This is a genomic window from Anaerobacillus sp. (assembly GCF_046314235.1).
Classification (GTDB): Bacteria; Bacillota; Bacilli; order Bacillales; family Anaerobacillaceae; genus Anaerobacillus.
In genome coordinates this window covers 301,946-323,984 of record NZ_JBKBWN010000001.1, presented here as the reverse complement: position 1 = coordinate 323,984, position 22,039 = coordinate 301,946, and the positions used below count along the sequence as shown (strand labels likewise).

Below are 22,039 nucleotides of genomic sequence, written 5' to 3'. Positions count from 1 at the left end.
CTGTTGTGAGGTTTTTCTTCGTTCAAAGACTAGTACGATCAAATTATTTTTATCATAGCATCGATAGGGTTTTATTTAATAGGAAATAAACATTTTGAAATTTGGATAACTATTTCATTTATAAGAAAAAATATCATCGTATAACTTTATAAGGAGGGAATACGATGAAAAAATTACTCATTACTTCGTTTGTGATGCTCTTATTAGTTAGCTTAATTGGTTGCAACGTTGGAAATGAAGGAGCGCAAAATATGCAACAAGGCTATATGGATCAAGAGAGAAATGTTCTTGATTCTGATACTGCCCACTTGCAGCCGTTTAATAACACGCATACAGCCCAAAATAAACAAGGGCAAACGGGGCTGCTTCATAGACGAGATGAAGACAACCGGATTGAACAAGGAGGAGAACTACGCGGGCAAACTAGACAAAATGAAGACCGTTGGAATGAACAAGGTCTTTCTAACAATGAACATGGTCATATAGACAAGCGACCAACAAAAGAGAAGAAAGAAAAAAAGAAAACGACTAATCCTCGCTTTAAACAAATTCAATTGCTGGGAATTAACGATTTACACGGGCAATTAAATGTAACTCGTCGCGTAAATGGTAGACCTGTAGGTCGGGTTGATTATTTAGCCGCCTATTTAAAGCAACGTGCAGCCGAAAATAAAAATACAATTTATGTACATGCCGGTGATATGATTGGGGCTAGTCCACCTATTTCGGCTTTATTACGAGATGAACCAACAATCGAATTTTTAAATAAAATGAATTTTGATATTGGAGCTGTAGGTAACCATGAATTTGATCGTGGATCTGGTGAACTACTTCGCATCGCTCATGGTGGGGCACATGAGGAGACCGGTGATTTTCGTGGGTCTGATTTTACATGGTTGGCGGCAAATGTTATTAGTGAAAAGACAGGCAATCCAATTCTGCCGCCATATAAAATCATAAAAGTCGATGGAATGGACATTGGATTTATTGGCGTGGTAACGACGGATACCCCTAATATTGTCATTCCAAGTGGTGTTGCGGGACTTAAGTTTATAAATGAAGTTGAAGCAATCAATAAGGCAGTTGCTGAACTAAAAAGGCGAGGCGTCAGAGCAATTGTTGTTCTTGCCCACAATCCAGGTAGTTCAAATATGAATGGAGAACAAGCAAGAGGAATATTGGTGGATATCGCTAACGGGGTCGATGATGAAGTCGACATTATTTACGGTGGGCATAATCATGCGTATATGAATACAGTTGTTGACAACAAACTGTTAATCCAATCATATTCATTTGCTACTGCATTCTCTGATGTCGATATCGAAATTGATCCTAGGACAAAAGATATTGTTAGTAAAAGTGCTGAAATCGTCAACGTTTTCCAAGAAGATATTGACCCAGATCCAGAATTTACAGAGTGGATCGCTCATTATGAACAGCTTGTTGAACCTATCGTAAACCGAATTGTTGGAACAGCAGAAACTAGGTTACGGGCACAACAAAACGAACACGGCGAATCAGCTTTAGGAAATTTAATTGCCGACGCCCAACGACAAACAATGAATACTGATTTTGCTTTTATGAACCCTGGCGGAATTCGTGCCGATATTGACATGGGAAAAGTAACATGGGGGAACGTCTATACCGTCCAACCATTCAATAATACACTTGTTAAAATGAACCTAACTGGACAGCAAATTCGTCAATTACTCAATCAACAATGGCAGCCGAACACTACGAGGATGCTACAAATTTCTGGGCTATCCTATCATTGGGATGCTCTTCAACCTCGAGGAGAAAAAGTGTTGAGCATCTTTTTACCAGACGGATCAGAATTAGATCCAAATCAAACATATTCAGTAGTAGCCAATAGCTTTCTTGCAGGAGGAGGAGACAGTTTTACAGTGTTCCGAGACGGCACAAACCGGGAAACAGGACCTGTTGATCTCGATGCTCTTGTTGACTATATTCGCACATTACCGCAGCCATTTACCTATAGTATTGAAGAACGTATTCAAAAGGTACAGTATTAATTTGAAGGCAAAATTTATAAAAACCCTTATCATGGTATGATTACCGATAAGGGTTTTATAATTTTGTGTCTAAATTTAATAATTGTTTTTATGGTGAAATATAGATATTATGTCGATATATGGTTCATTTGTTTTTTTGAGGGGGGAACTCGTGAAAATACTTAGAAGTTTATTTTTAGCATTACTGTTAATTTTTTTTGTAGGTTGCCAGCAACTAGAAGATTTAGAAAATGAGGAAATTACGGGACAGTCAACAGAAGCCAGTGACGTTGAGACACAGGCAAAAGAGGAAGAAATAGTTGTCGAAACACAGAAACAAGAAACGACAATTACGATAGGAGCAATTGGAGATATCTTGCTGCATGAACGGGTCTATGCTCCAGCGAAAACTAGTGATGGAAGTTACGATTTCTTGCCAATGTTACAACGAGTTGCAGCCCTATTAGAAGCACCAGACTTCTTAATGGCAAATATGGAATCGATCCCAGGTGGTGTTGAGCTAGGATTATCGACATACCCCTCGTTTAATAGTCCACATGAGATTGTCAGTAATCTTCAGACTTTAGGTGTAGATATGCTAGTTGGCGCAAATAATCATACTCTTGACCGCGGGTTACGTGCAGTTGAAAGCGCGATTGACTTCTATGAAGAAATAGGAATGGCATACGTCGGTAAATACCGTAGCTCTGAAGATAGAGATACTGATAGAATAGTTACAGTAGAGGATATTTCTATTGGCGTGCTCGCATATTCATATGGCACAAATGGAATCCCGGTGCCAAAAGGGCACGAGTATGTTGTCGCTTTAATTGACTCGGAAAAAATTGCGAAAGACGTTAAAAAGCTTCGTGAAAAAGTCGATATTTTAGTCGTTCATATGCATTGGGGCGCCGAGTATGAACGAGAGCCTAATCAAGAGCAGCGTGAGTTAGCCTTGCAATTAGCTGAGGCAGGTGTTGATGTTGTGTTTGGTCATCATCCTCATGTGTTACAGCCAATCGAAGCGCTTAAGCTTGAAAACGGACATGAAACGGTCGTCTTTTACTCTTTAGGTAATTTCTTTTCAGGACAGAACTTTGACTACACTGATATAGGTGGTGTTGCAACGGTAAAGGTTACAAAGACGGTTGAGGATGATCATGTTAGCGTAAAGATACATTCGCCAGAGATCGAACCAACACAGGTTGTCCAACAAGAAAACGGTTATTTTGTTCGTCCGATGAAAGAGGCTGAAACGCCTTCAATTTCAGGAGCAACGCTTAATGAGATTATTGAACATACACAGGTGTATATAACGAAATAGGTGTCTCATCTTAGTTATGAACTGGATGGCTTAATCCGGTCACCAATCATGGACATGGGGTTGGCTACTGAAATGAATAAATAGTATCCCCGCTGAGAATATTCAGCGGGATTTTTCGGTAGCATAATGTTTAACTTTCATATAGAAGTTAGTAGGTGCTTCTGTTGCAGACGTAAAGTATAAGCTAGTCTAACCATATGGTTCTTTTCGTTTGAATATAATTTAAAATCACGATCAAAATCCCTACTAATAAACCGATGAAAGGAGAAAATACAGACCACCCAGTATAAAAACCAAACAGGAATATGCTAGGTGATGCCAATAGAAAAATAGCTTTTTTTACAGCAATGATAACCATATCATGATCGTCATGTGGTAAAAGCTTAAAAAAGGAATGCCCTTTTACTTCTTTCCAACTAGATTTAATAAGGTGGTTGACACTAAAGGAACAAATGAATACTAACAACCATTTAACCGAGAATGGAACAAGAACAATAGCAATTAAAGATATCATAGTTATTTGAAATAATAAGATCATTGTCGCTTTATTTCGGAGGACAAACTTAATATAGGTTTCAGTAATTAGGTTTGAATTTGTTCGATTACTAAAGAGGTACGCCGAATTCGAAAATAAGATCAATGGCTTTTTTCGCTTCTGTTTACCTTTTTCAACCTTATAGCCACTAGCTGCTATAAAAAGGGAAGTTAATTTTAATCGTTCTTGAGTTTCTCTCAAGCAATCTTCGTTGAAACACCACTTCATGTTCAGCCTCACTTTATAAAGAATGAGTACAGCAATAATGAATAGGACATTGATGATCAATTGGATAGGTAATGATACTAATAGATAGGTTATAAAGATGAAAAATGATATCAGAATTAACGTGATATTTATGAGCAACAACTTCCAGTTTTGAAAGGTCACAGTAAGCATTTGTTTTGTAAATTGAAGACTTAACCGAAAGAAATAAACAAAACTGATGAATGTAATAATTTTAGAGAAAGTTGCTCCTTCGTAGATATACCAGACTGGAAAGAAAACTGCCGATAAAATAAGAATTTGAAGTGCATTTAGGAAAAGAGAATAAGTGATTCCAAAACGCATCACTGTCTCAAGCCAATGCTTGTTTTGTCTTAAAAAAAGTAAATCAGCCTCTTGTAGGAATAAGCGCACTGTTCCTTTAGTACTAAGGAAGAAAAAGATAAACCAGCTAAATTCAGTAGGGAAGGAATGAAGCCACTGTGCTTGGCCACTCCATATAAAATAATATTGATGACAAAAAACGGCCAAAATTGGAAGCAATACATACAACCAGACAATCCAATCAATAGCTGTTTTCCATACACTATAATGGTAATTCCACTCTTTTTTTACACGATGCAAAAACAACTGATATGGATTGTTCATTGGTCTCTCTCCATAAACTTATAGAAGCAATCCATTAAAGAGCCATCGGTATCGCTTTGTATTCTAATTTCTGAGAGTGTCCCTTTGGCAATCATTTTTCCATTGTTCATAAGTAAAAATCGATCACATATTTTTTCAGCTGTATCTAACACATGGGTACACATTAAAATAGCAGCACCGCGTTTTCGCTCTTTTTCTAATATAAGTAGAAAATCTTTGATTGCTTTAGGGTCCAAGCCAATAAAAGGTTCATCGACAATATATAGCTTTGGTTTATTCAAGATCGCAATAATAATCATTAGCTTTTGCTGCATTCCTTTTGAAAAGGAACTAGGAAAATGGTGTTTTGCATCTTGTAATCTAAAAATAGCTATTAACTCATTGGCCCGATTGAAAAAGTTATCATCATCATCCTCGCTCACTGCTTTAACTAGAGTAATATGTTCCCATAAAGTTAATTCTTCATAATAAGTAGGTTGTTCAGGGATATAAGCATATTTCCCTTTTATAACGGTTTTGCCTCTCATTTCTTCGAGTAAGCCTAAAATCGCTTTTAAAATTGTACTTTTACCAGCACCATTTGGTCCAATTAACCCGACAAGTTCATTTTCAGCTAGCTCGAAAGAAATATCTTCAATAGTGCTCTTTTTCTCGAGATAACCAGCATGTTCTATATTCACTTCTAATATGTTCATATCATCACCTCTTTACAACTTCTCTAATTAGTACGGAAATAATTGTAAAAAGGTTTCAATTTTAGACCTTTAACTCATTCTTCCTCGTTAACTCCTACAGAAATAAGAAATTTTGAAGTGGCTACGCCATTGATCTAAATGAGAACCTTACTTACGGACTTGTAGGTAAGGTTTTTTTATCTTTCAATCTATCATTTTGTCCTATTGTTTCTGTATAATAAAGATATAGGGTATTTAAAAGTTTTATCGGAAAGGGGGGCTACCCCATGGAGAAAGATAATTTATCAGGATTTGATTATGAACTATGGTCAAAGAAAATTGTCAATTTTTATTGGTTGTTGGTGAGCATCTCGATTTTGGGCCAATTTGTAGGATTAATTGTTACTTATTTTTACTTTCCTGAACATATTCTAAAATTTTTCTTATGGAAAGTCATTCCCCAAATGAGCATGCATTTATTGATCATGTTAGGTTGCGAATATTTGATAAAAATTAAGAAGGCATATCATTCTAGATTATTGATTATTGCTGGGACACTAATCGCTCTCGTAAATATTGTGATAAACCCGACTGTACCAGGTTTACAAGTAACATTGCTATTACCGATGGTGGTGGCATTAATATATTTTGAAAAGAGTAAATTAGTGTTTAGTTTTGTTGTAAATCTTACTGGGCTGACAGTAGTACATATAGGATTTCCACCGATTAGAATGGCTACATCAGAGTATGAGTATTTTTCTTATTTTTTCTCTTTATGTGCCGGTTTCACTCTATATTTAGCGATCCTCCAAAGAGGAAACGAAGTAATTGAAGTTCTAAGGAAAACGTCAGAAAAGGAAAAGGAACTTATTGTAAAGAGTGCATTGATGGAAAGATTATCTAAGACAGATGCCTTAACTGGCTTATACAATCATAAGACATTTCATGAATATATGGACTATCTTGCGGAACAAAGTGAAAAGTACAATTTACCACTTCAACTAGCCATAGTGGACATTGACGACTTTAAAAAAATTAATGATGACTTTGGGCATAGTGTAGGGGATACAGTCTTGAAATGTGTCGCAGATACGATACTGAAAAGTGTATCAGAGCACGATATTGTTGCACGCTATGGCGGTGAGGAGTTTGCTATTTTGTTTACGGAAAAGAGCTTTGATGAAGCCTATGAGATTACTGAAGCGATTAGAGTGAAGGTTGCTGCATTGCACCACCAAGAAATTCAGAACAGACTAGTGACCGTTAGTATTGGTTTAAAGAACTATGATTTTGGAATGAAAAAAAGTGATTTCTTTAAACGAGCGGATGCCTTGCTTTATGAAGCGAAAGAAAGCGGAAAAAATAAAGTAGCCGTCTAGGTGGAAAAAGAAGTCTTTACTAACGCTGTTAGTGGGACTTTTTTTGTATAAAAATTAAGTAGTGAGCATTAACTTTTATCGTTAATAAAATATGACATAAAACTTACTTTTAGTAGATGTCGTTGGATTTCCTTGAACGAGCCTCTAAAATTCGATAGAGTTTTACAGCGAAGAGAGAGGAGACTATTTTGGGAAATGGTTGCGGCAGGTTTTTCGCAGCCATTTGAGTGTACTGTAAAAAAATTGGCAGTGTTCTTGAGTGAGCCCCTTATACTTAACTGGATAACTACGAAGCGAAAGAAGTCGGCCGAAATTTTCATCAGGGTTGAGAGTGGTAAATCATGAAAGTTCTGTATAGAGGAAATTGAACATCACTGAAGCTTATAAAACTTCGGTAATCACATATACTGATGGATAACGACAATGATGTTTTAGTAAGGATGAAGTGTCCATGGGTAAAGACATGTTTCAAAGAAGACCGATCATATTATGCTTTTACTTTTTGAGTTTACTTATTTTACTTGAAGCTTGGCATCGCTCTAATATAATAGATGTCTTTAAGTGGCTTGGAGATAAACCGATCTTATTCTTTTTCAATTTACTACTGTTATATTTATTTTTCTTAGTATTGAAATTACTAACGAGACGCATTCGTGTTGCTTTATGGGTACTATCTCTTAGTATGTTAACGTTCTTTACGATAAGTAGGATTAAGTTGAATTTGAAAGGAGAACCATTTTTACCTTGGGATTTCTCGTTAGGAAAAGAAGCTGCAAAAATCGGAGAATACTTTAATTTAGTTTCAATAGGAGATGTGACTTTTTTATTTCTCCTTGCTCTCTTTTTTATTCTCGTTCCTTTTGCTTTTAGTAATCAGAAGTTGGAAGCAAAAATGGGAGGAGTGATGGTGCTTCTTTCAATGTTATTAATTATACTTTTTTACGTTAATTCTATGAATGGACAAGTCCACTGGCATCAGAGTATAAGCTATCAAGTTAATGGAGTTCAAGGTGGTTTTATTCAGGCAATAAAAGAAATGAGAATTAATGAGCCGGATGGCTATTCAGAAACTACGATTAATGAATTAAGGGAACAATTTTCTAAAGTTGAGTCAAGTCTAGGAAAAAAGCCTAACATTATTTTTATCATGAATGAGGCTTTTTGGGATCCGATGAGGCTGACAAATGTGAAATTCAATGAAGATCCTTTACCATTTTTCAGGGAGCTACAACAAAACTATACATCTGGAAATCTCTTAGCACCTGTTTTCGGTGGGAGTACAGCGAATACTGAATTTGAGGTTTTAACAGGAAGTAGCATGCATCTTTTACCGCATGGAACGTTAGCGTATGCACATTTTATAAGGGGAAGTCAGCCATCACTTGCTTCAATTTTAAGTGAGGAAGGTTATAGAGCCGTAGCAATTCATACGTATCTCGACTGGTTTTATCAAAGAGATGTTGTTTATGAACAATTTGGATTTGAACAATTTTTTAGTCTTGAGAATTTTATTAACCCGGAGTACCGTAGAGGTTTTATCGCAGATATGGAGATGTCGAGGAGAATTATGAAAGAACACCAAAGCTCAGAGGAACCGCTATTTATTTTTGCAGTAACGATGCAAAATCACAGTCCATTTGATCTAAACCAATATGATGAAGATCGAATTAAGGTTACCGGGCCTTTCTCTAGTACATTAGAGAAAAAAATGAGTACATATAGTACTGGGGTTAAAGATGCTGATGATTCCTTAAAGCTATTAGTAGATTACTTCGAAAAGATCGAAGACCCGACGGTGATTGTCTTTTTTGGTGACCACTTACCACTATTAGGAGATCTATATACAGAGTCAAACTATATTAATGATATAAATCCAAAACATTGGTCGATTGAAGAGTATCAGAAAATGTATTCTGTACCCTTTGTTGTCTGGGACAACTTTCAACAAGAGAAACAGTCAGAACTTTACATGAACTCGTCTTTTCTTGGTGCTTATGTGTTAGACCAATATGCCCTTCAGCAACCACCATTTATGAAATTTCTAAATGAAGTTAGAAAGAATGACAGGCCAATCATCTCAGCGAACAATGGAATAAATGAAATAAGTGATGAGTTTTACAAGAAATATCAGCTGTTGCAATATCAACAATTATTTGGAGAATGAAGATTTTCAAATAGAAAACGATATACGTGGCCTTCTCCCATGTTTTACGGTTCACCTATAGATAACGTAATGGATCAAAAAAGCGATCGAAAATGACAGTTTTTTCACTTTTGTAAAAATATTTTGAAAATAAGAAGGGTTTTTTTGTTGTTTTTTGTTACTAATTTCACTAATTTATTGTATAATACAGAGTACAAATCAAATTAGGGGGATTAAATAAATGAAAAAGTTATTGTCGTTCACATTAGTCTTAGTACTTATGTTAGTTGCTACTGCTTGTGGCACTAAAGAAGATACTGGAGAATATTTACCTAATCAATTAGTGATTGCAACTGGTGGAACTTCGGGTACATATTACCCACTTGGTGGTGGTATCGCAAAAATTATTACTGATAATACTCAAGTGAGTGCAACAGCACAGACAACTGGTGGATCTGTCGAAAACATGCGTCTACTAGGTGCAAAAGAAGTTGAATTAGCATTTGTACAAAGTGATATTGCTGATTATGCATTTAATGGGACATTTATGTTTGAAGGCACCAAAGTTGAAAACTTACAAGGGCTTGCATCTTTATACAATGAAACGGTTCATATCGTTGTTCCAGCTGATAGTGCAATTTCAAGTGTTGCTGACTTAGCAGGCAAGAAAGTTTCTGTAGGTGCTCCAGGTAGCGGTGTAGAAGCTAATGCGCTACAAGTGCTTGAGGTTTATGGGTTAACGTTCGATGATTTAAAAGCGGAACATCTTTCTTTTGGTGACTCAGTTTCTAAAATTCAAGATGGTAACTTAGATGCTGCCTTCGTAACTGCAGGTGCTCCAACAGCAGCAGTTACTGAATTATCAGCTACAAAGGGTGTAAAACTAATTAGTCTTGAGGCTGACATGATTGATGCTTTAATTGCTAAGTATCCTTTCTATCTTAAAGAAACGATTCCAGCCGAAACATACCCTGGTACTGCTGAAACGACAACAGTTGCTGTAAAAGCGATGTTAGCCGTTTCAAAAGACCTTCCAGAAGATTTTGTATATGATGTGACAAAAGCCTTATTCGAAAATACGAATCATTTAGTTGCAATTAACCAAAGAGCAGAAAGTATTACAAAAGAGAATGCAGTTGAAGGGTTACTTTTAGATATTCACCCTGGAGCGTTAAGATTTTATAAAGAGAATGGTTTAAAGTAATTATCTTGTTCTTTTTGAAAAGTCCGAGCGAGGTGGTAAATCTACTTCCTGGCTCGGATTTTTTAGTTAATATCAAACTTAAGTTACAGTTTAATAGAGTAATAGATAATTTGCTTTAAGAAACTCAGATATATATAGTTAATAAAAAATTGAACTAACCACCAGTTCTCCTCTTTTAACTGATGGTTAGTTGAATTTTGTTTTATACAAGTTAGGAGGGATATTCATGAAAGAGAAGCTTACAAAAGAAGCGGAAGCTCAACAACAAGAGCTTCTAACAAAATACGATAAAGAATCTAATTTCCGAAACTTTACAGGGATATTAAAATGGATTATTAAGGGTGGCGCAATTTCCTTTTCATGTTTCCAACTATACACGGCAATATTTGGAACATTAGCATCACAGCTGCAACGATCGGTTCATTTAACATTTGCGCTCGCATTAATATTCTTACTTTATCCGCTTACAAAAAATGCAAAGAAAAATCAATTACCCATCTATGATGGCATACTATCTGTTATAAGTATAGTTGTTGGTCTTTATTGGACGTTTGAATATAGCAATCTTGTCCAACGGGCCGGGATGTATAATTCAATAGATTTGGTCATTGGTGGACTTGCTATTCTACTAGTTCTAGAAGCAGCGAGACGTGTCGTTGGATTACCGATTGTTATAATAGCAGTTACATTTTTACTTTATTCATTATATGGTAGCTATATGCCGGGATTTTTAGAGCATCGAGGAGTTAGTCTCGAGCGTTTGATCAGCCATATGTATTTTACATTAGATGGGATTTTAGGAACACCATTAGCTGTATCAGCAACATTTATTTTCTTATTTTTGCTATTCGGTGCTTTTTTAGTGAAAACAGGAGTTGGTCAGTATTTTAACGACCTTGCTCTTTTAATAGCAGGTAAACAAGTTGGTGGTCCTGCTAAAGTAGCCGTTTTCTCTAGTGCCTTACAAGGAACAATAAGTGGAAGTTCAGTTGCTAACGTTGTAACATCAGGTTCTTTTACAATTCCGATGATGAAAAAAACTGGATATAGTAAAGAATTTGCAGGGGGGGTCGAGGCTGCTGCATCTACAGGTGGACAATTAATGCCGCCAATTATGGGGGCGGCTGCCTTTCTTATGGCAGAGTTTACGGGGATCTCGTATTGGCAAATTGCCAAAGCCGCTGCTGTTCCAGCAATTCTTTATTTTACGGGTATATGGATTATGGTACATTTAGAAGCAAAGCGAATTGGGCTTAGAGGTCTGACAAACGAAGAAATACCGAATAAAAAAGATGTGCTGAAAAAGCTTTATTTACTTCTTCCGATTTTTGTCATTATCGGTTTACTAATGACGGGCTCTTCACCAATTAAAGCTGCTTTATTTGGAATTTTAAGTGTTATTATAGTTGGAGCAATTCGTAAAGAAACACGCTTATCTATTAAAGATATATTTGAAGCACTTGAAAATGGGGCGCGGACAGCTCTAGGTGTTGCTGCTGCAACAGCGTGTGCAGGGATGATTGTTGGAGTTGTGACGCTGACTGGACTAGGTTTAAAATTTGCCAATGGATTAATCGATTTATCAAACGGTATTTTATTGTTAACCTTGTTCTTTACAATGGTTGCTTCGATTATTCTCGGAATGGGGTCGCCAACAACAGCTAACTATATCATTACATCAACGATGGCAGCACCTGCGATTATTTTACTTCTGACTGATTCAGGAGCAACTGAAATAACAACATCCATTCTCTTGTCTGCCCATATGTTCGCCTTTTATTTTGGAATTGTGGCAGATATTACACCACCTGTGGCGCTTGCCGCTTTTGCCGCCTGTGGGATATCAAGAGGTAAACCAATCAAAACAGGTTTTGAAGCATCAAAACTGGCTATTGCAGCATTTCTAATTCCATATATTTTCGTGCTATCACCTGATTTATTTTTGATCGACACGACGTTTGTAAAAGGTACAATCGTAATTATGACGTCATTAATCGGAATGATCGCCATTGGTTCGGCGGTAACTGGTTATTTATTGCGTCATATGAGTGTTATTGAAAGATTAATAGGTGGTATTGGAGGATTATTGTTAATTTATCCAGATGGACATACCGACTTGATCGGTGCTGGACTAATAGCATTAGTAGCAGTCTTACAAATTTTGAAATTCAAGAAAGATCGAGATATTCAAAATGTTACCAGTTTATCTTAGAATTTTTTTGTAAAAGAAAAAATGCTTTATCAATTGAGTGAATTTCATAATTACCTTAATCGAGCTATTTCAAACTAAATGTAGTGGCGAATGGTTTTAACGCAACTACATTTAGAACTTAGTAGCGAAAATAATGAATTATGAAATTCATTGAATTAAATAGAAATTAAAACCACTTTTAGTAAAATTCTAATTGTGGTTTTTTTTATCCTTAAAATTCAACTAAGGTTAACTACGCCTCAAGACCTAGTTGAAATCAGCCTGTGGATCATTATGGAAAAGTTTTACTTTCGATATGATTATGTTTGTGAAGGGGATACTTCAGGAATTTAACAATTAAAAAATAATTAATTCACCTAAAATATTCCTTTTATGTATATAATTAAATTGTTTGTAATAATGGGAGGGAAACAAATGAGTATATTACGTTTTTTGATTGCGAGAAAGAAACTGGTCTTATTAATGGTTTTATTTATTTTTATGATTGGTATTTACTCTGCTGGCAAACTTGATCGGGAGCTTTTTCCGTCAATTTCTTTTGATGGAGCGGTCATTTATGCAAATGCAGGGCAAATGGCGACAATAGACGTTGAAGAGCAAGTGACAAAACCAATTGAGCAAGTATTACAAAATATAAAGGGTATAAAAACATATACTAGCTCTTCATTAATTGGTGTTAGTTCCATTATGGTTCAAGCTGAAGATGGGTTAGGAGAAGAGGTATTTAAAGAAATTGAATCAGCGGTGAAAGGATTGGAAAATCAACTCTCAGGAGTTAACTACATTGCCGCGCAACAAATATCTACGGATCAGCCTTATGAGTTTTATATGACAATTACCGACGGTCAAATGCAGGCGATGTCTGAATTTGCCGAGAAAGTTGTTAAACCACGCCTCGAAGCACTGCCAGAAGTTCGTGAAGTTGGTCTTGAGGGAATTGAAAAGACAGAAATTATCGTTGAGTTGGATCTAGAAAAGCTAAAAGAAGCGGGACTTCCTCATCAGCAAGTCATTCAGAGCATTCAGCAGTTAAATGTTGATACTTCAGTGGCAACACTAGAGTCCGAAGTAGGGAAACCAATTGTCAGATGGACGACTTCAATTACAAGTGTCGATGATATTAAGCAGATTGAATTGCAATCAGCTATAGGTATGAAAAAAATCGATGAAGTCGCAAAAGTGTATGAAGAAAAGACTATGGAATCATCAGTAGGTTGGAATAATGGAACGAGAGACTTTATTTTTGTGCAAATTGGTCGTGTTAAAGAAGTAACTCAAGTAGAGATGGCAGCAGCCGTCCGTAAGGAAATTGAAAAAATCAAAGCGGAAGGTCTTGTCAAAGATTTTCAGTTTGAAGAATTAGTCGCACAAGCAGATTATGTTACGAACTCGATCAATGGAGTCAGTAGTAACGTAATTATTGGAGGGATATTTGCACTAATCATTCTTATCTTATTTTTAAGGAATATACGTGCAACAATCATAATTGGGTTATCAATTCCATTATCGATTTTATTGACATTTGTAACGATGTACTTCTTTGATTATAGCTTTAACATGCTTACGCTGATTGGATTAGGGCTAGGGATTGGTATGATGGTTGATTCTTCGATTGTTATATTAGAGTCAATCTATCGTAAGAAAGAAGAGGGCTATAAGAAGCTAGAAGCTGTTTTAGCTGGAGTTAAAGAAGTGGCAACAGCGGTCCTGGCGTCAATGCTGACAACGATTGTTGTCTTTGTTCCAATCGGACTTCTTGGTGGCGAGATGGGGCAATTTATGATTATTCTTTCAATGATTGTCGTTATTACTTTAGTCAGCTCCGTAATAGTTGCATTTACGTTAATTCCAACGTTAAGTGAGAATTTCTTAAAACTTAAGGCTAGGAAGGGTGATAAGGAAGAAGGATCCATTATAAATAGGTACGGGAAGTTAGTTACTTGGATAACGAAGAAAAAACGAAATCGTTATGGAATGATAGCACTATTTGCAGCAATATTTATTAGTTCCATATTGCTTGTGACGAAAATACCAATGACAGTGATGCCGGATGTCCTTAATCGTTATGCGGAAGTAATGGTTCAACTCGAGAGTGGTTTAACTCCTGCCGAACGTGAAGAAATTGCGGTTAAAATTAATGAAACGATCTCCAAGATAGATGATGTTGATAATAATTTAATTTTGGATAATATTGGAGCGTTCTATCTTCTTGTTAATATGACACCAGAAGAAAGTGCAACGATGGAACAAAGCGAAGTTAATGAAGCATTGAATAAAAGTATCCGTGATTTAGAAGAAGATTATCCAATAATTAGTGTAGGCACAGCCGATTTCTCAGGACCTTCGCTTCCAGTTGCAATTGAGATTAAAGGCGACAATTTGGAAACACTTAGCCTTATCTCAAAAGATATCATGGATGAATTAGCGACTGTTGATGGTATCGTTGGCATTACTTCATCTGCAACAAAAAGAGTGGTAGAAGAACAAATCACTTTTAAAATGAAACAAATGGAAGATGATGGGGTTACTCCTTTAATGTTATTTGCGCAATTACAAGAGTGGTCAGTACGACTACCAGTTGGCGAGTTAAAGGATGAGGAGACAACTCCGATATTCGTAACAACGAACGTGAACATCAATAAGAAGGACGACTTGCTAAAACAAGAAATTTTAACGATCAATGGGGCAAAAAAATTAGCGAAGTTCATTGACTTATCCAAAGTAGAGGTACCTACCGAAATTACTAGAAAAGATGGTGAACGAATCCTTACTGTAATGGCTGACATTGAAGGTCGCGATTTAGGTTCGATAAATCGCGATGTTGAAGAGTTACTAAGCAAATTTGAGGCGCCAATTGGCTATACAATTAAAACGGGAGGTAGCTTAGAAGAACAAAAAGAGCTGCAACAAGATATGATGATGATATTAGGAATTGCTGTTTTTCTAGTGTATTTAGTAATGACAGTTCAATTTAATAGCTTTATTCATCCGATTATCGTTATGTCGATTATCCCGATGACAATTACAGGAGCTTTGTTTGGTCTATTAATAACCCAGTCTGAATTAAGTATTATGTCAGGAATGGGAATGGTGTTTTTAATAGGGATTGTGCTAAATAATGCGATATTGTTAATAGATCGTACAAAACAGCTAAGAGGTTTAGGTTATGAAACGAGTGAAGCGATTGTAGAAGCCGGGAAAAATCGCTTACGACCAATTTTCATGACAACATTAACAACCGTTGCTGGAATGCTGCCGCTTGCTATTTCATCAGGAACAGCTAGTAACTATCAGTCACCGCTAGCCATTGTGATTATATCAGGCTTACTATTTGCAACATTAATTACACTAATCCTCATACCTTCAGTTTACTTATTATTTGAGGATGTAAAAAAAGGCTTAAATCGACTATTTCGACGTAAATCAACTAGACGGAACAAAATATCGGAAACTGTTTAACGAAATTTCACCGATTGAGTTATTTTCTAGATGTAAACGATAATAATGTTTGTTACAATAGAACATAATTTCAAAACATAGGTGATGATATGGAACATGATAAGTTACTAAAGGTTATAGAAGCGGCAAAGCTCTACTATTTATTGGATTATAATCAAAATGATATTGCCAAGGAATTAGGTGTTTCAAGACCAACTGTTTCGCGACTTCTTCAACTGGCTAAGGAAGAGGGGATCGTCCAAATTAAAATAATTGACCCTACCGAGGATATCGAAAATTTATCGTATGCACTTGAACAAAGGTTCAATTTAAAAAAGGCAATTGTCACTCATATCCCCCAATATGAGGATCATGTGATTAAAACGTTTCTCGGTGAAATGGCAGCAAAGTTTTTGCACGAGGTTGTAAAAGACGGTGATACCATTGGTGTGACGTGGGGGACGACATTATATCATACTGCGGTCGAATTAGAACAGAAAGCAGTAAAGGATGTAAAAGTTGTTCAGTTAAAGGGTGGAGTTAGTCACTCGGAAACGAACACCCATATGAATGAAATTCTCTATTTATTTGGGAAAGCTTTTAATACAGCGCCACATCATCTGCCGTTGCCTGCGATAGTAGATCATGTTGTTGTCAAGCAAGCAATGGAAGCGGACCGTCACATAAAACGAATATTAGAACTTGGAAAACAAGCGAATATTGCTGTTTTCACAATAGGTCCAATAAAGTCAGAGTCATTATTATTCCAGCTAGGCTATTTTACTGACGATGAAATGAACGCGATACACTCAAAGGCCGTTGGTGATATATGTTCACGTTTTTTCGACCGTAATGGTGAGATATGTAATGAACAATTGAATGCGCGAACGTTAGGAATTGAGTTGGAGGAACTAAAGCAAAAGGAGTTTGCTGTATTAGTAGCTGGAGGTGCCCATAAAATCGAAGGGATTTACGGTGCATTAAAAGGTGAGTATGCAAATGTATTAGTAACGGATCAGTATACTGCAAAGTTTTTACTAGATAAATGATTTTCTTAGCGAGGTTGTCCCATAAGTATCAGTGCACCTTTAATTACATCCGTGTTGGTGAAAGTGAACTTTCATTGGTGACTGATGCTTTCCTTTTGGATAGCCTCGTTTTTTATTTTTATTATTGCTGTCACACTTTAAATTTGTGATACAATTTTGTCGTAGTTTTGAACATTTTTATTATTTTTTACAAATGTTCAATTGGTAGTTTACATTTGTTCCTTAAGTCTGGTATATTAATTCTGTACCGATCATGATCTTTACAAACATAAATTTATTAATTTTATAGGAAAAATGAAATCGTTTCCAAAAGCATTAGATTCAATTTGTTAAAAACTAATCAATTAAAACAACAAGAGGTGGCTAACATGAACATCATATGGGGAATTTTTGGGATTTTTACTGTGTTTTTTCTTGCGTTTTTATTTTCAAGCAATCGTAAGGCTATTAAACCAAGAACAGTCTTAGGTGGATTAGCAATTCAGCTATCATTCGCATTTATCGTATTGAAGTGGGAGTTTGGGAAAGAAAAATTAGCACAACTAGCATTAGGTGTTAATGAAATTGTCAATTATGCAAACGAAGGAATTAACTTCTTATTTGGAGGAGTTTTCATTGCAGATAATGTCGGTTTTATTTTTGCATTTCAAGTATTACCGGTTGTTATTTTCTTTTCAGCTTTAATATCCGTTCTTTATTACTTAGGAATTATGCAAATTGTCATTAAATTCTTAGGTGGTGGACTTTCAAAATTATTAGGAACAAGTAAGGCTGAGTCACTATCGGCTGCAGCTAACATTTTTGTTGGACAAACAGAGGCACCTTTAGTTGTAAAGCCGTATTTAGAGAAAATGACGAGGTCAGAACTTTTCGCTGTAATGACTGGGGGATTAGCGTCAGTAGCAGGGTCTGTGTTAATTGGATATTCATTGCTTGGGGTACCTTTAGAATATTTACTTGCAGCAAGCTTTATGGCAGCTCCAGCAGGGTTAATCATTGCAAAAATTATGATCCCGGAAACTGAACATTCTCAGACGTCAGACGACTTACATCTCGAGAAGGATACTGAATCGGTAAATGTTATTGATGCAGCAGCCAGAGGAGCAAGTACTGGTTTACAATTAGCACTGAATATCGGCGCGATGTTACTTGCGTTTATTGCTCTAATTGCACTAATAAATGGTTTATTAGGATTAATTGGTGGGGTATTCAACTTTGAAGGACTAACATTAGAAATGATTCTTGGTGTTTTATTCGCACCAATTGCCTTTGCAATCGGAGTACCTTGGTCAGAGGCAGTTCAAGCAGGTGGATATATTGGGCAAAAATTGATTTTAAACGAATTTGTAGCTTACTATGCATTTGCACCACAAATTGAACAACTTTCACCAAAAACAGTAGCAGTTATAAGTTTTGCATTATGTGGCTTCGCTAACGTATCATCCATGGGTATATTACTAGGTGGGTTAGGTAACCTTGCTCCTAATCGCCGACCAGATATCGCAAAATTAGGTGTTAGAGCTGTAATCGCGGGGATGTTAGCATCACTACTAAGTGCATCGATTGCAGGAATGTTATTCTAATAATATAAAGTAGGGAGTTGTCAATGATGAGAATGGTAGATGTAATAGAAAAGAAAAGAGATGGACATGAATTAAGTATGGAAGAGATTCAATTTCTAATCGAGGGCTACACGAATAATACGATTCCAGATTATCAAATGTCAGCTTTTGCAATGGCTATCTTCTTTCAGGGAATGACTCAACAAGAGCGGGTGTATTTAACTGAAGCGATGGTGAACTCGGGAGATCAAATTGACTTATCGGGCATTAAAGGCATTAAAGTTGATAAGCATAGTACTGGTGGAGTAGGTGACACGACGACTCTTGTACTTGCACCTCTTGTAGCAGCCGTGGGTGTACCAGTAGCAAAAATGTCTGGTAGAGGTTTAGGTCACACCGGTGGTACGATTGATAAGCTAGAAGCTGTTCCAGGCTTTCATGTGGAAATAAGCAATGAAGAGTTTATAAAACTTGTTAATGATAATAAAATCGCTGTAATTGGACAAAGTGCAAACTTAACACCAGCAGACAAAAAGTTATACGGTTTACGTGATGTTACAGCAACGGTTAATTCAATACCACTTATAGCTAGCTCGATCATGAGTAAAAAAATTGCATCTGGAGCTGATGCAATAGTGTTAGACGTAAAAACAGGTAACGGTGCCTTTATGAAAGAACTTGATGATGCAGTTGATCTTGCAAAGGCGATGGTTGAAATCGGAAATGGTGTTGGCCGAAGAACAATGGCGGTTATATCTGATATGAGTCAACCACTTGGATTTGCAATTGGAAACGCACTTGAGGTGAAAGAGGCCATCGACACATTAGTCGGAAAAGGACCTGAAGATTTACAAGAGCTATGTTTAGTATTAGGTAGTCATATGGTTGTTCTTGCCCAAAAGGCAAAAACGATAGAAGAAGCACGTCAAATGTTAGTAGAAGTTATGGAAAATGGCAAGGCGTTAGAAACGTTTAAAGTATTTTTAGCTTCTCAAGGTGGGGATGCAACTGTCATTGATGATCCTTTGAGACTTCCAACGGCAACCTATATAATAGAAGTAAAGGCGCAAAAGGAAGGATATGTATCGGAAATTATTGCAGATAAAATTGGAACAGCAGCAATGGTTCTTGGTGCCGGTCGTGCTACGAAAGATTCCATCATTGATTTAGCGGTTGGTCTTGTCTTAAATAAAAAAGTCGGTGATTTTGTAAAAGTTGGTGAATCGCTAGTGACCATCCATAGTAATAGTGAAAATGTTGGAGATGCTAAGAAGCGAATTTATGAAGCATATTCAATCGTTGAACATCAAGTAAAAGCTCCATCACTAATCTACAAAGAAATTTTATAAAAGAGAGGATAATATAACGATGACAAATTTAGCAAAAATGATCGATCACACAGCATTAAAAGCAGATACTACTAAAGCACAAATTGAGGCACTATGTGCGGAAGCTAAGGAGTACAACTTTGCTTCTGTATGCGTAAATCCGACATGGGTTAAAACAGCTGCAGAACTTTTGAAAGATACTGGAGTTGATATTTGTACCGTCATCGGTTTTCCTTTAGGAGCAAACACGCCTGAAACAAAAGCTTTTGAAACTCATGACGCAATTAACAATGGTGCGACTGAGGTTGATATGGTCATTAATGTTGCAGCATTAAAAGCAGGCGATGATGAATTAGTAGAGCGAGATATTCGCGCTGTCGTAGAAGCAGCTAAAGGGAAAGCTTTGACGAAGGTTATTTTCGAAACATGTCTTTTAACAAAGGAAGAAATTGAGCGTGCTTGTCGTTTATCTGTTCAAGCTGGCGCTGACTTTGTAAAGACATCTACTGGTTTTTCTACGGGTGGCGCAACAGTAGAAGACATTGCATTAATGAGAAAAGCCGTTGGTCCTAATGTTGGTGTAAAAGCTTCAGGTGGAGTAAGAAGTTTAGCCGATGCACAAGCAATGATTGCTGCAGGTGCTACTCGCATAGGAGCTAGTTCTGGTGTTTCTATTATTAAAGGCGAAACGTCAACGTCAACATACTAAAATAAAAGAGGTTGTTAAAAATGAAAGAGATTATATTAAGTTTAGTTGCTGGGGTAATCATTGGAATTGTATTTAAAAGTTTAAAGTTACCTTTACCTGCACCACCTGTTTTGGCTGGTATTATGGGGATAGTCGGAATTTTCCTTGGCGGACTAATCTTTACCCAAGCGGTTAAGCTTTTTTCATAAATTTTAGTTGGTCTAGGATAGTTAGTTCATATTAAAAGGGAATGGAGTGGTTTAATATGCAAGATATGTATCAAAAAATCAAAGAGTCAGCAGCTTTTATTGCGGAGAAGATCGAGGTAAAACCTGAAATTGGTCTAATCTTAGGATCAGGGTTAGGTGAACTGGCAGATGAAGTTCAGAATGCTGTAAAGATACCTTATGGTGATATACCGCATTTTCCAGTTTCTACGGTAGTAGGTCATGCAGGCCAGCTTGTAATAGGTGATTTAGATGGTAAGCGTGTAGTGGCCATGCAAGGACGCTTTCACTATTATGAAGGTTACTCAATGCAAGAAGTAACCTTCCCAGTCCGAGTTATGAAAGAACTTGGTGTTGATCTAATGGTAGTTACGAATGCATGTGGCGGCATGAACAAGAGCTTTCAACCTGGTGACTTAATGATCATTACGGATCATTTAAACATGACAGGAGATAACCCACTTATTGGTCCTAACATCGAAAGTTTTGGACCACGTTTTCCAGATATGAGCCATGCTTACACTCCAGAACTGGTTACATACGTAGAGCAAATAGGATCTAAGCTTGAGCTTAATCTGCAAAAAGGTGTATATGCTGGAGTAACCGGGCCAACTTATATGTCAGGTGCAGAGTTGATCATGCTTCGTAAGCTTGGTGGAGACGTTGTTGGGATGTCAACTGTTCCTGAAGTAATTGTTGCCCGTCATGCAGATATGAAAGTTATTGGCATCTCATGTATAACAGACATGGCAATCGGTGAAGAAATTGAAGGGATTACTCATGAGGAAGTTGTCGAAGTGGCTAATCGCGCAAAACCAAAATTTATTAAGCTAGTAAAGAATATTGTATCTAACTATAATGAATTTTAAAAAATGCGAAGGTGTGAGCGAGATATGAAGAAAGAACAGTTAATTCATGAAGCGAAGCTTGCAAGAGAAAAGGCGTATGTTCCCTATTCAAAGTTTGGCGTTGGTGCAGCATTGCTAACTAAAAGTGGCGAGGTTTTTCATGGCTGTAATATTGAAAATGCGGCATATAGTATGTGTAATTGTGGAGAGCGTACAGCATTGTTTAGTGCATATGCTAAGGGAGAAAGAGAATTTGTTGCATTAGCAGTTGTTGCGGATACAAAGAGACCTGTTCCTCCTTGTGGCGCTTGCCGACAAGTAATTGCAGAACTGTGTGATCCAAACATGATCATTTATTTATCAAACATGAATGGTGACATTAAAGAAACAACCGTTAGTGAGATTTTACCTGGCGCTTTTTTACCAGAGGATTTAATTAAATAAACAACGCTTATAGTGTTGGTGGCAAGCAACCCCAAAAGGGGGCGGGCACCCATATTTTAATGAAGGAAAAAAAAAACATTTTTATAAAAAACAAAAAAA

16 protein-coding genes are annotated in these 22,039 nt (G+C 36.6%); 14 read left to right on the top strand and 2 right to left on the bottom strand.

The annotated features are described in order from the left end of the window. The first annotated feature begins 164 nt into the window (after nt 1-164). Both ACK4M9_RS01485 and ACK4M9_RS01480 read left to right on the top strand, forming a co-directional pair. A complete protein-coding gene (locus ACK4M9_RS01485) occupies nt 165-2,033 on the top strand; it encodes a bifunctional metallophosphatase/5'-nucleotidase (protein WP_409847082.1) in 1,869 nt (622 codons plus the stop codon). A 151-nt stretch (nt 2,034-2,184) separates the two neighbouring features. After that, entirely contained in the window at nt 2,185-3,336 is a 1,152-nt protein-coding gene (locus ACK4M9_RS01480; RefSeq protein WP_409847080.1) for a CapA family protein, read from the top strand. Between the two features lie 184 nt (nt 3,337-3,520). On the opposite strand, the gene ACK4M9_RS01475 is transcribed toward ACK4M9_RS01480, so the two are convergent. Further along, nucleotides 3,521-4,744, bottom strand: coding sequence for an ABC transporter permease (locus tag ACK4M9_RS01475; protein ID WP_409847077.1), 1,224 nt, complete (start codon nt 4,742-4,744; stop codon nt 3,521-3,523). Beyond that, on the bottom strand, nt 4,741-5,439 hold the full coding sequence (locus ACK4M9_RS01470; RefSeq protein WP_409847075.1) for an ABC transporter ATP-binding protein: 699 nt from the start codon (nt 5,437-5,439) through the stop codon (nt 4,741-4,743). The genes ACK4M9_RS01475 and ACK4M9_RS01470 overlap by 4 nt, the downstream gene beginning before the upstream one ends. A gap of 266 nt (nt 5,440-5,705) precedes the next feature. Here ACK4M9_RS01470 and ACK4M9_RS01465 point away from each other — a divergent pair, with 266 nt between their 5' ends. The 12 genes from ACK4M9_RS01465 (at nt 5,706) to ACK4M9_RS01410 (ending at nt 21,940) form a co-directional block, all read left to right on the top strand. After that, nucleotides 5,706-6,797 (top strand): GGDEF domain-containing protein, encoded by a 1,092-nt coding sequence (locus ACK4M9_RS01465; RefSeq protein WP_409847072.1) that lies wholly within the window; start codon nt 5,706-5,708, stop codon nt 6,795-6,797. Nucleotides 6,798-7,248: 451 nt separating this feature from the next. Beyond that, the gene (locus ACK4M9_RS01460; protein ID WP_409847070.1) at nt 7,249-8,961 is read left to right on the top strand and encodes an LTA synthase family protein; all 1,713 of its coding nucleotides are present in this window, start codon (nt 7,249-7,251) and stop codon (nt 8,959-8,961) included. A gap of 220 nt (nt 8,962-9,181) precedes the next feature. Then, a complete protein-coding gene (locus tag ACK4M9_RS01455) occupies nt 9,182-10,144 on the top strand; it encodes a TAXI family TRAP transporter solute-binding subunit (RefSeq protein WP_409847067.1) in 963 nt (320 codons plus the stop codon). A 226-nt stretch (nt 10,145-10,370) separates the two neighbouring features. Further along, nucleotides 10,371-12,356, top strand: coding sequence for a TRAP transporter permease (locus ACK4M9_RS01450; RefSeq protein ID WP_409847064.1), 1,986 nt, complete (start codon nt 10,371-10,373; stop codon nt 12,354-12,356). Between the two features lie 414 nt (nt 12,357-12,770). Further along, a complete protein-coding gene (locus ACK4M9_RS01445; RefSeq protein ID WP_409847061.1) occupies nt 12,771-15,815 on the top strand; it encodes an efflux RND transporter permease subunit in 3,045 nt (1,014 codons plus the stop codon). Nucleotides 15,816-15,904: 89 nt separating this feature from the next. Beyond that, nucleotides 15,905-16,843, top strand: coding sequence for a DNA-binding transcriptional repressor DeoR (deoR, locus tag ACK4M9_RS01440; RefSeq protein WP_409847059.1), 939 nt, complete (start codon nt 15,905-15,907; stop codon nt 16,841-16,843). Nucleotides 16,844-17,211: 368 nt separating this feature from the next. Continuing rightward, nucleotides 17,212-18,426 (top strand): NupC/NupG family nucleoside CNT transporter, encoded by a 1,215-nt coding sequence (locus ACK4M9_RS01435; RefSeq protein WP_409847056.1) that lies wholly within the window; start codon nt 17,212-17,214, stop codon nt 18,424-18,426. Between the two features lie 26 nt (nt 18,427-18,452). Continuing rightward, nucleotides 18,453-19,754, top strand: a complete 1,302-nt coding sequence (locus tag ACK4M9_RS01430) for a pyrimidine-nucleoside phosphorylase (RefSeq protein ID WP_409847366.1) — start codon at nt 18,453-18,455, stop codon at nt 19,752-19,754. Nucleotides 19,755-19,773: 19 nt separating this feature from the next. Next, nucleotides 19,774-20,442 carry a deoxyribose-phosphate aldolase gene (deoC, locus tag ACK4M9_RS01425; RefSeq protein WP_409847054.1) on the top strand — a complete coding sequence of 223 codons (669 nt, stop codon included), beginning with the start codon at nt 19,774-19,776 and terminating at the stop codon, nt 20,440-20,442. Nucleotides 20,443-20,462: 20 nt separating this feature from the next. Beyond that, nucleotides 20,463-20,630: a XapX domain-containing protein gene (locus ACK4M9_RS01420; RefSeq protein WP_409847052.1), complete on the top strand. Its 168-nt coding sequence runs from the start codon at nt 20,463-20,465 to the stop codon at nt 20,628-20,630. 56 nt (nt 20,631-20,686) lie between these two features. After that, entirely contained in the window at nt 20,687-21,517 is an 831-nt protein-coding gene (locus ACK4M9_RS01415) for a purine-nucleoside phosphorylase (protein WP_409847049.1), read from the top strand. Nucleotides 21,518-21,541: 24 nt separating this feature from the next. Further along, entirely contained in the window at nt 21,542-21,940 is a 399-nt protein-coding gene (locus ACK4M9_RS01410) for a cytidine deaminase (protein ID WP_409847046.1), read from the top strand. Nucleotides 21,941-22,039: the final 99 nt, after the last annotated feature.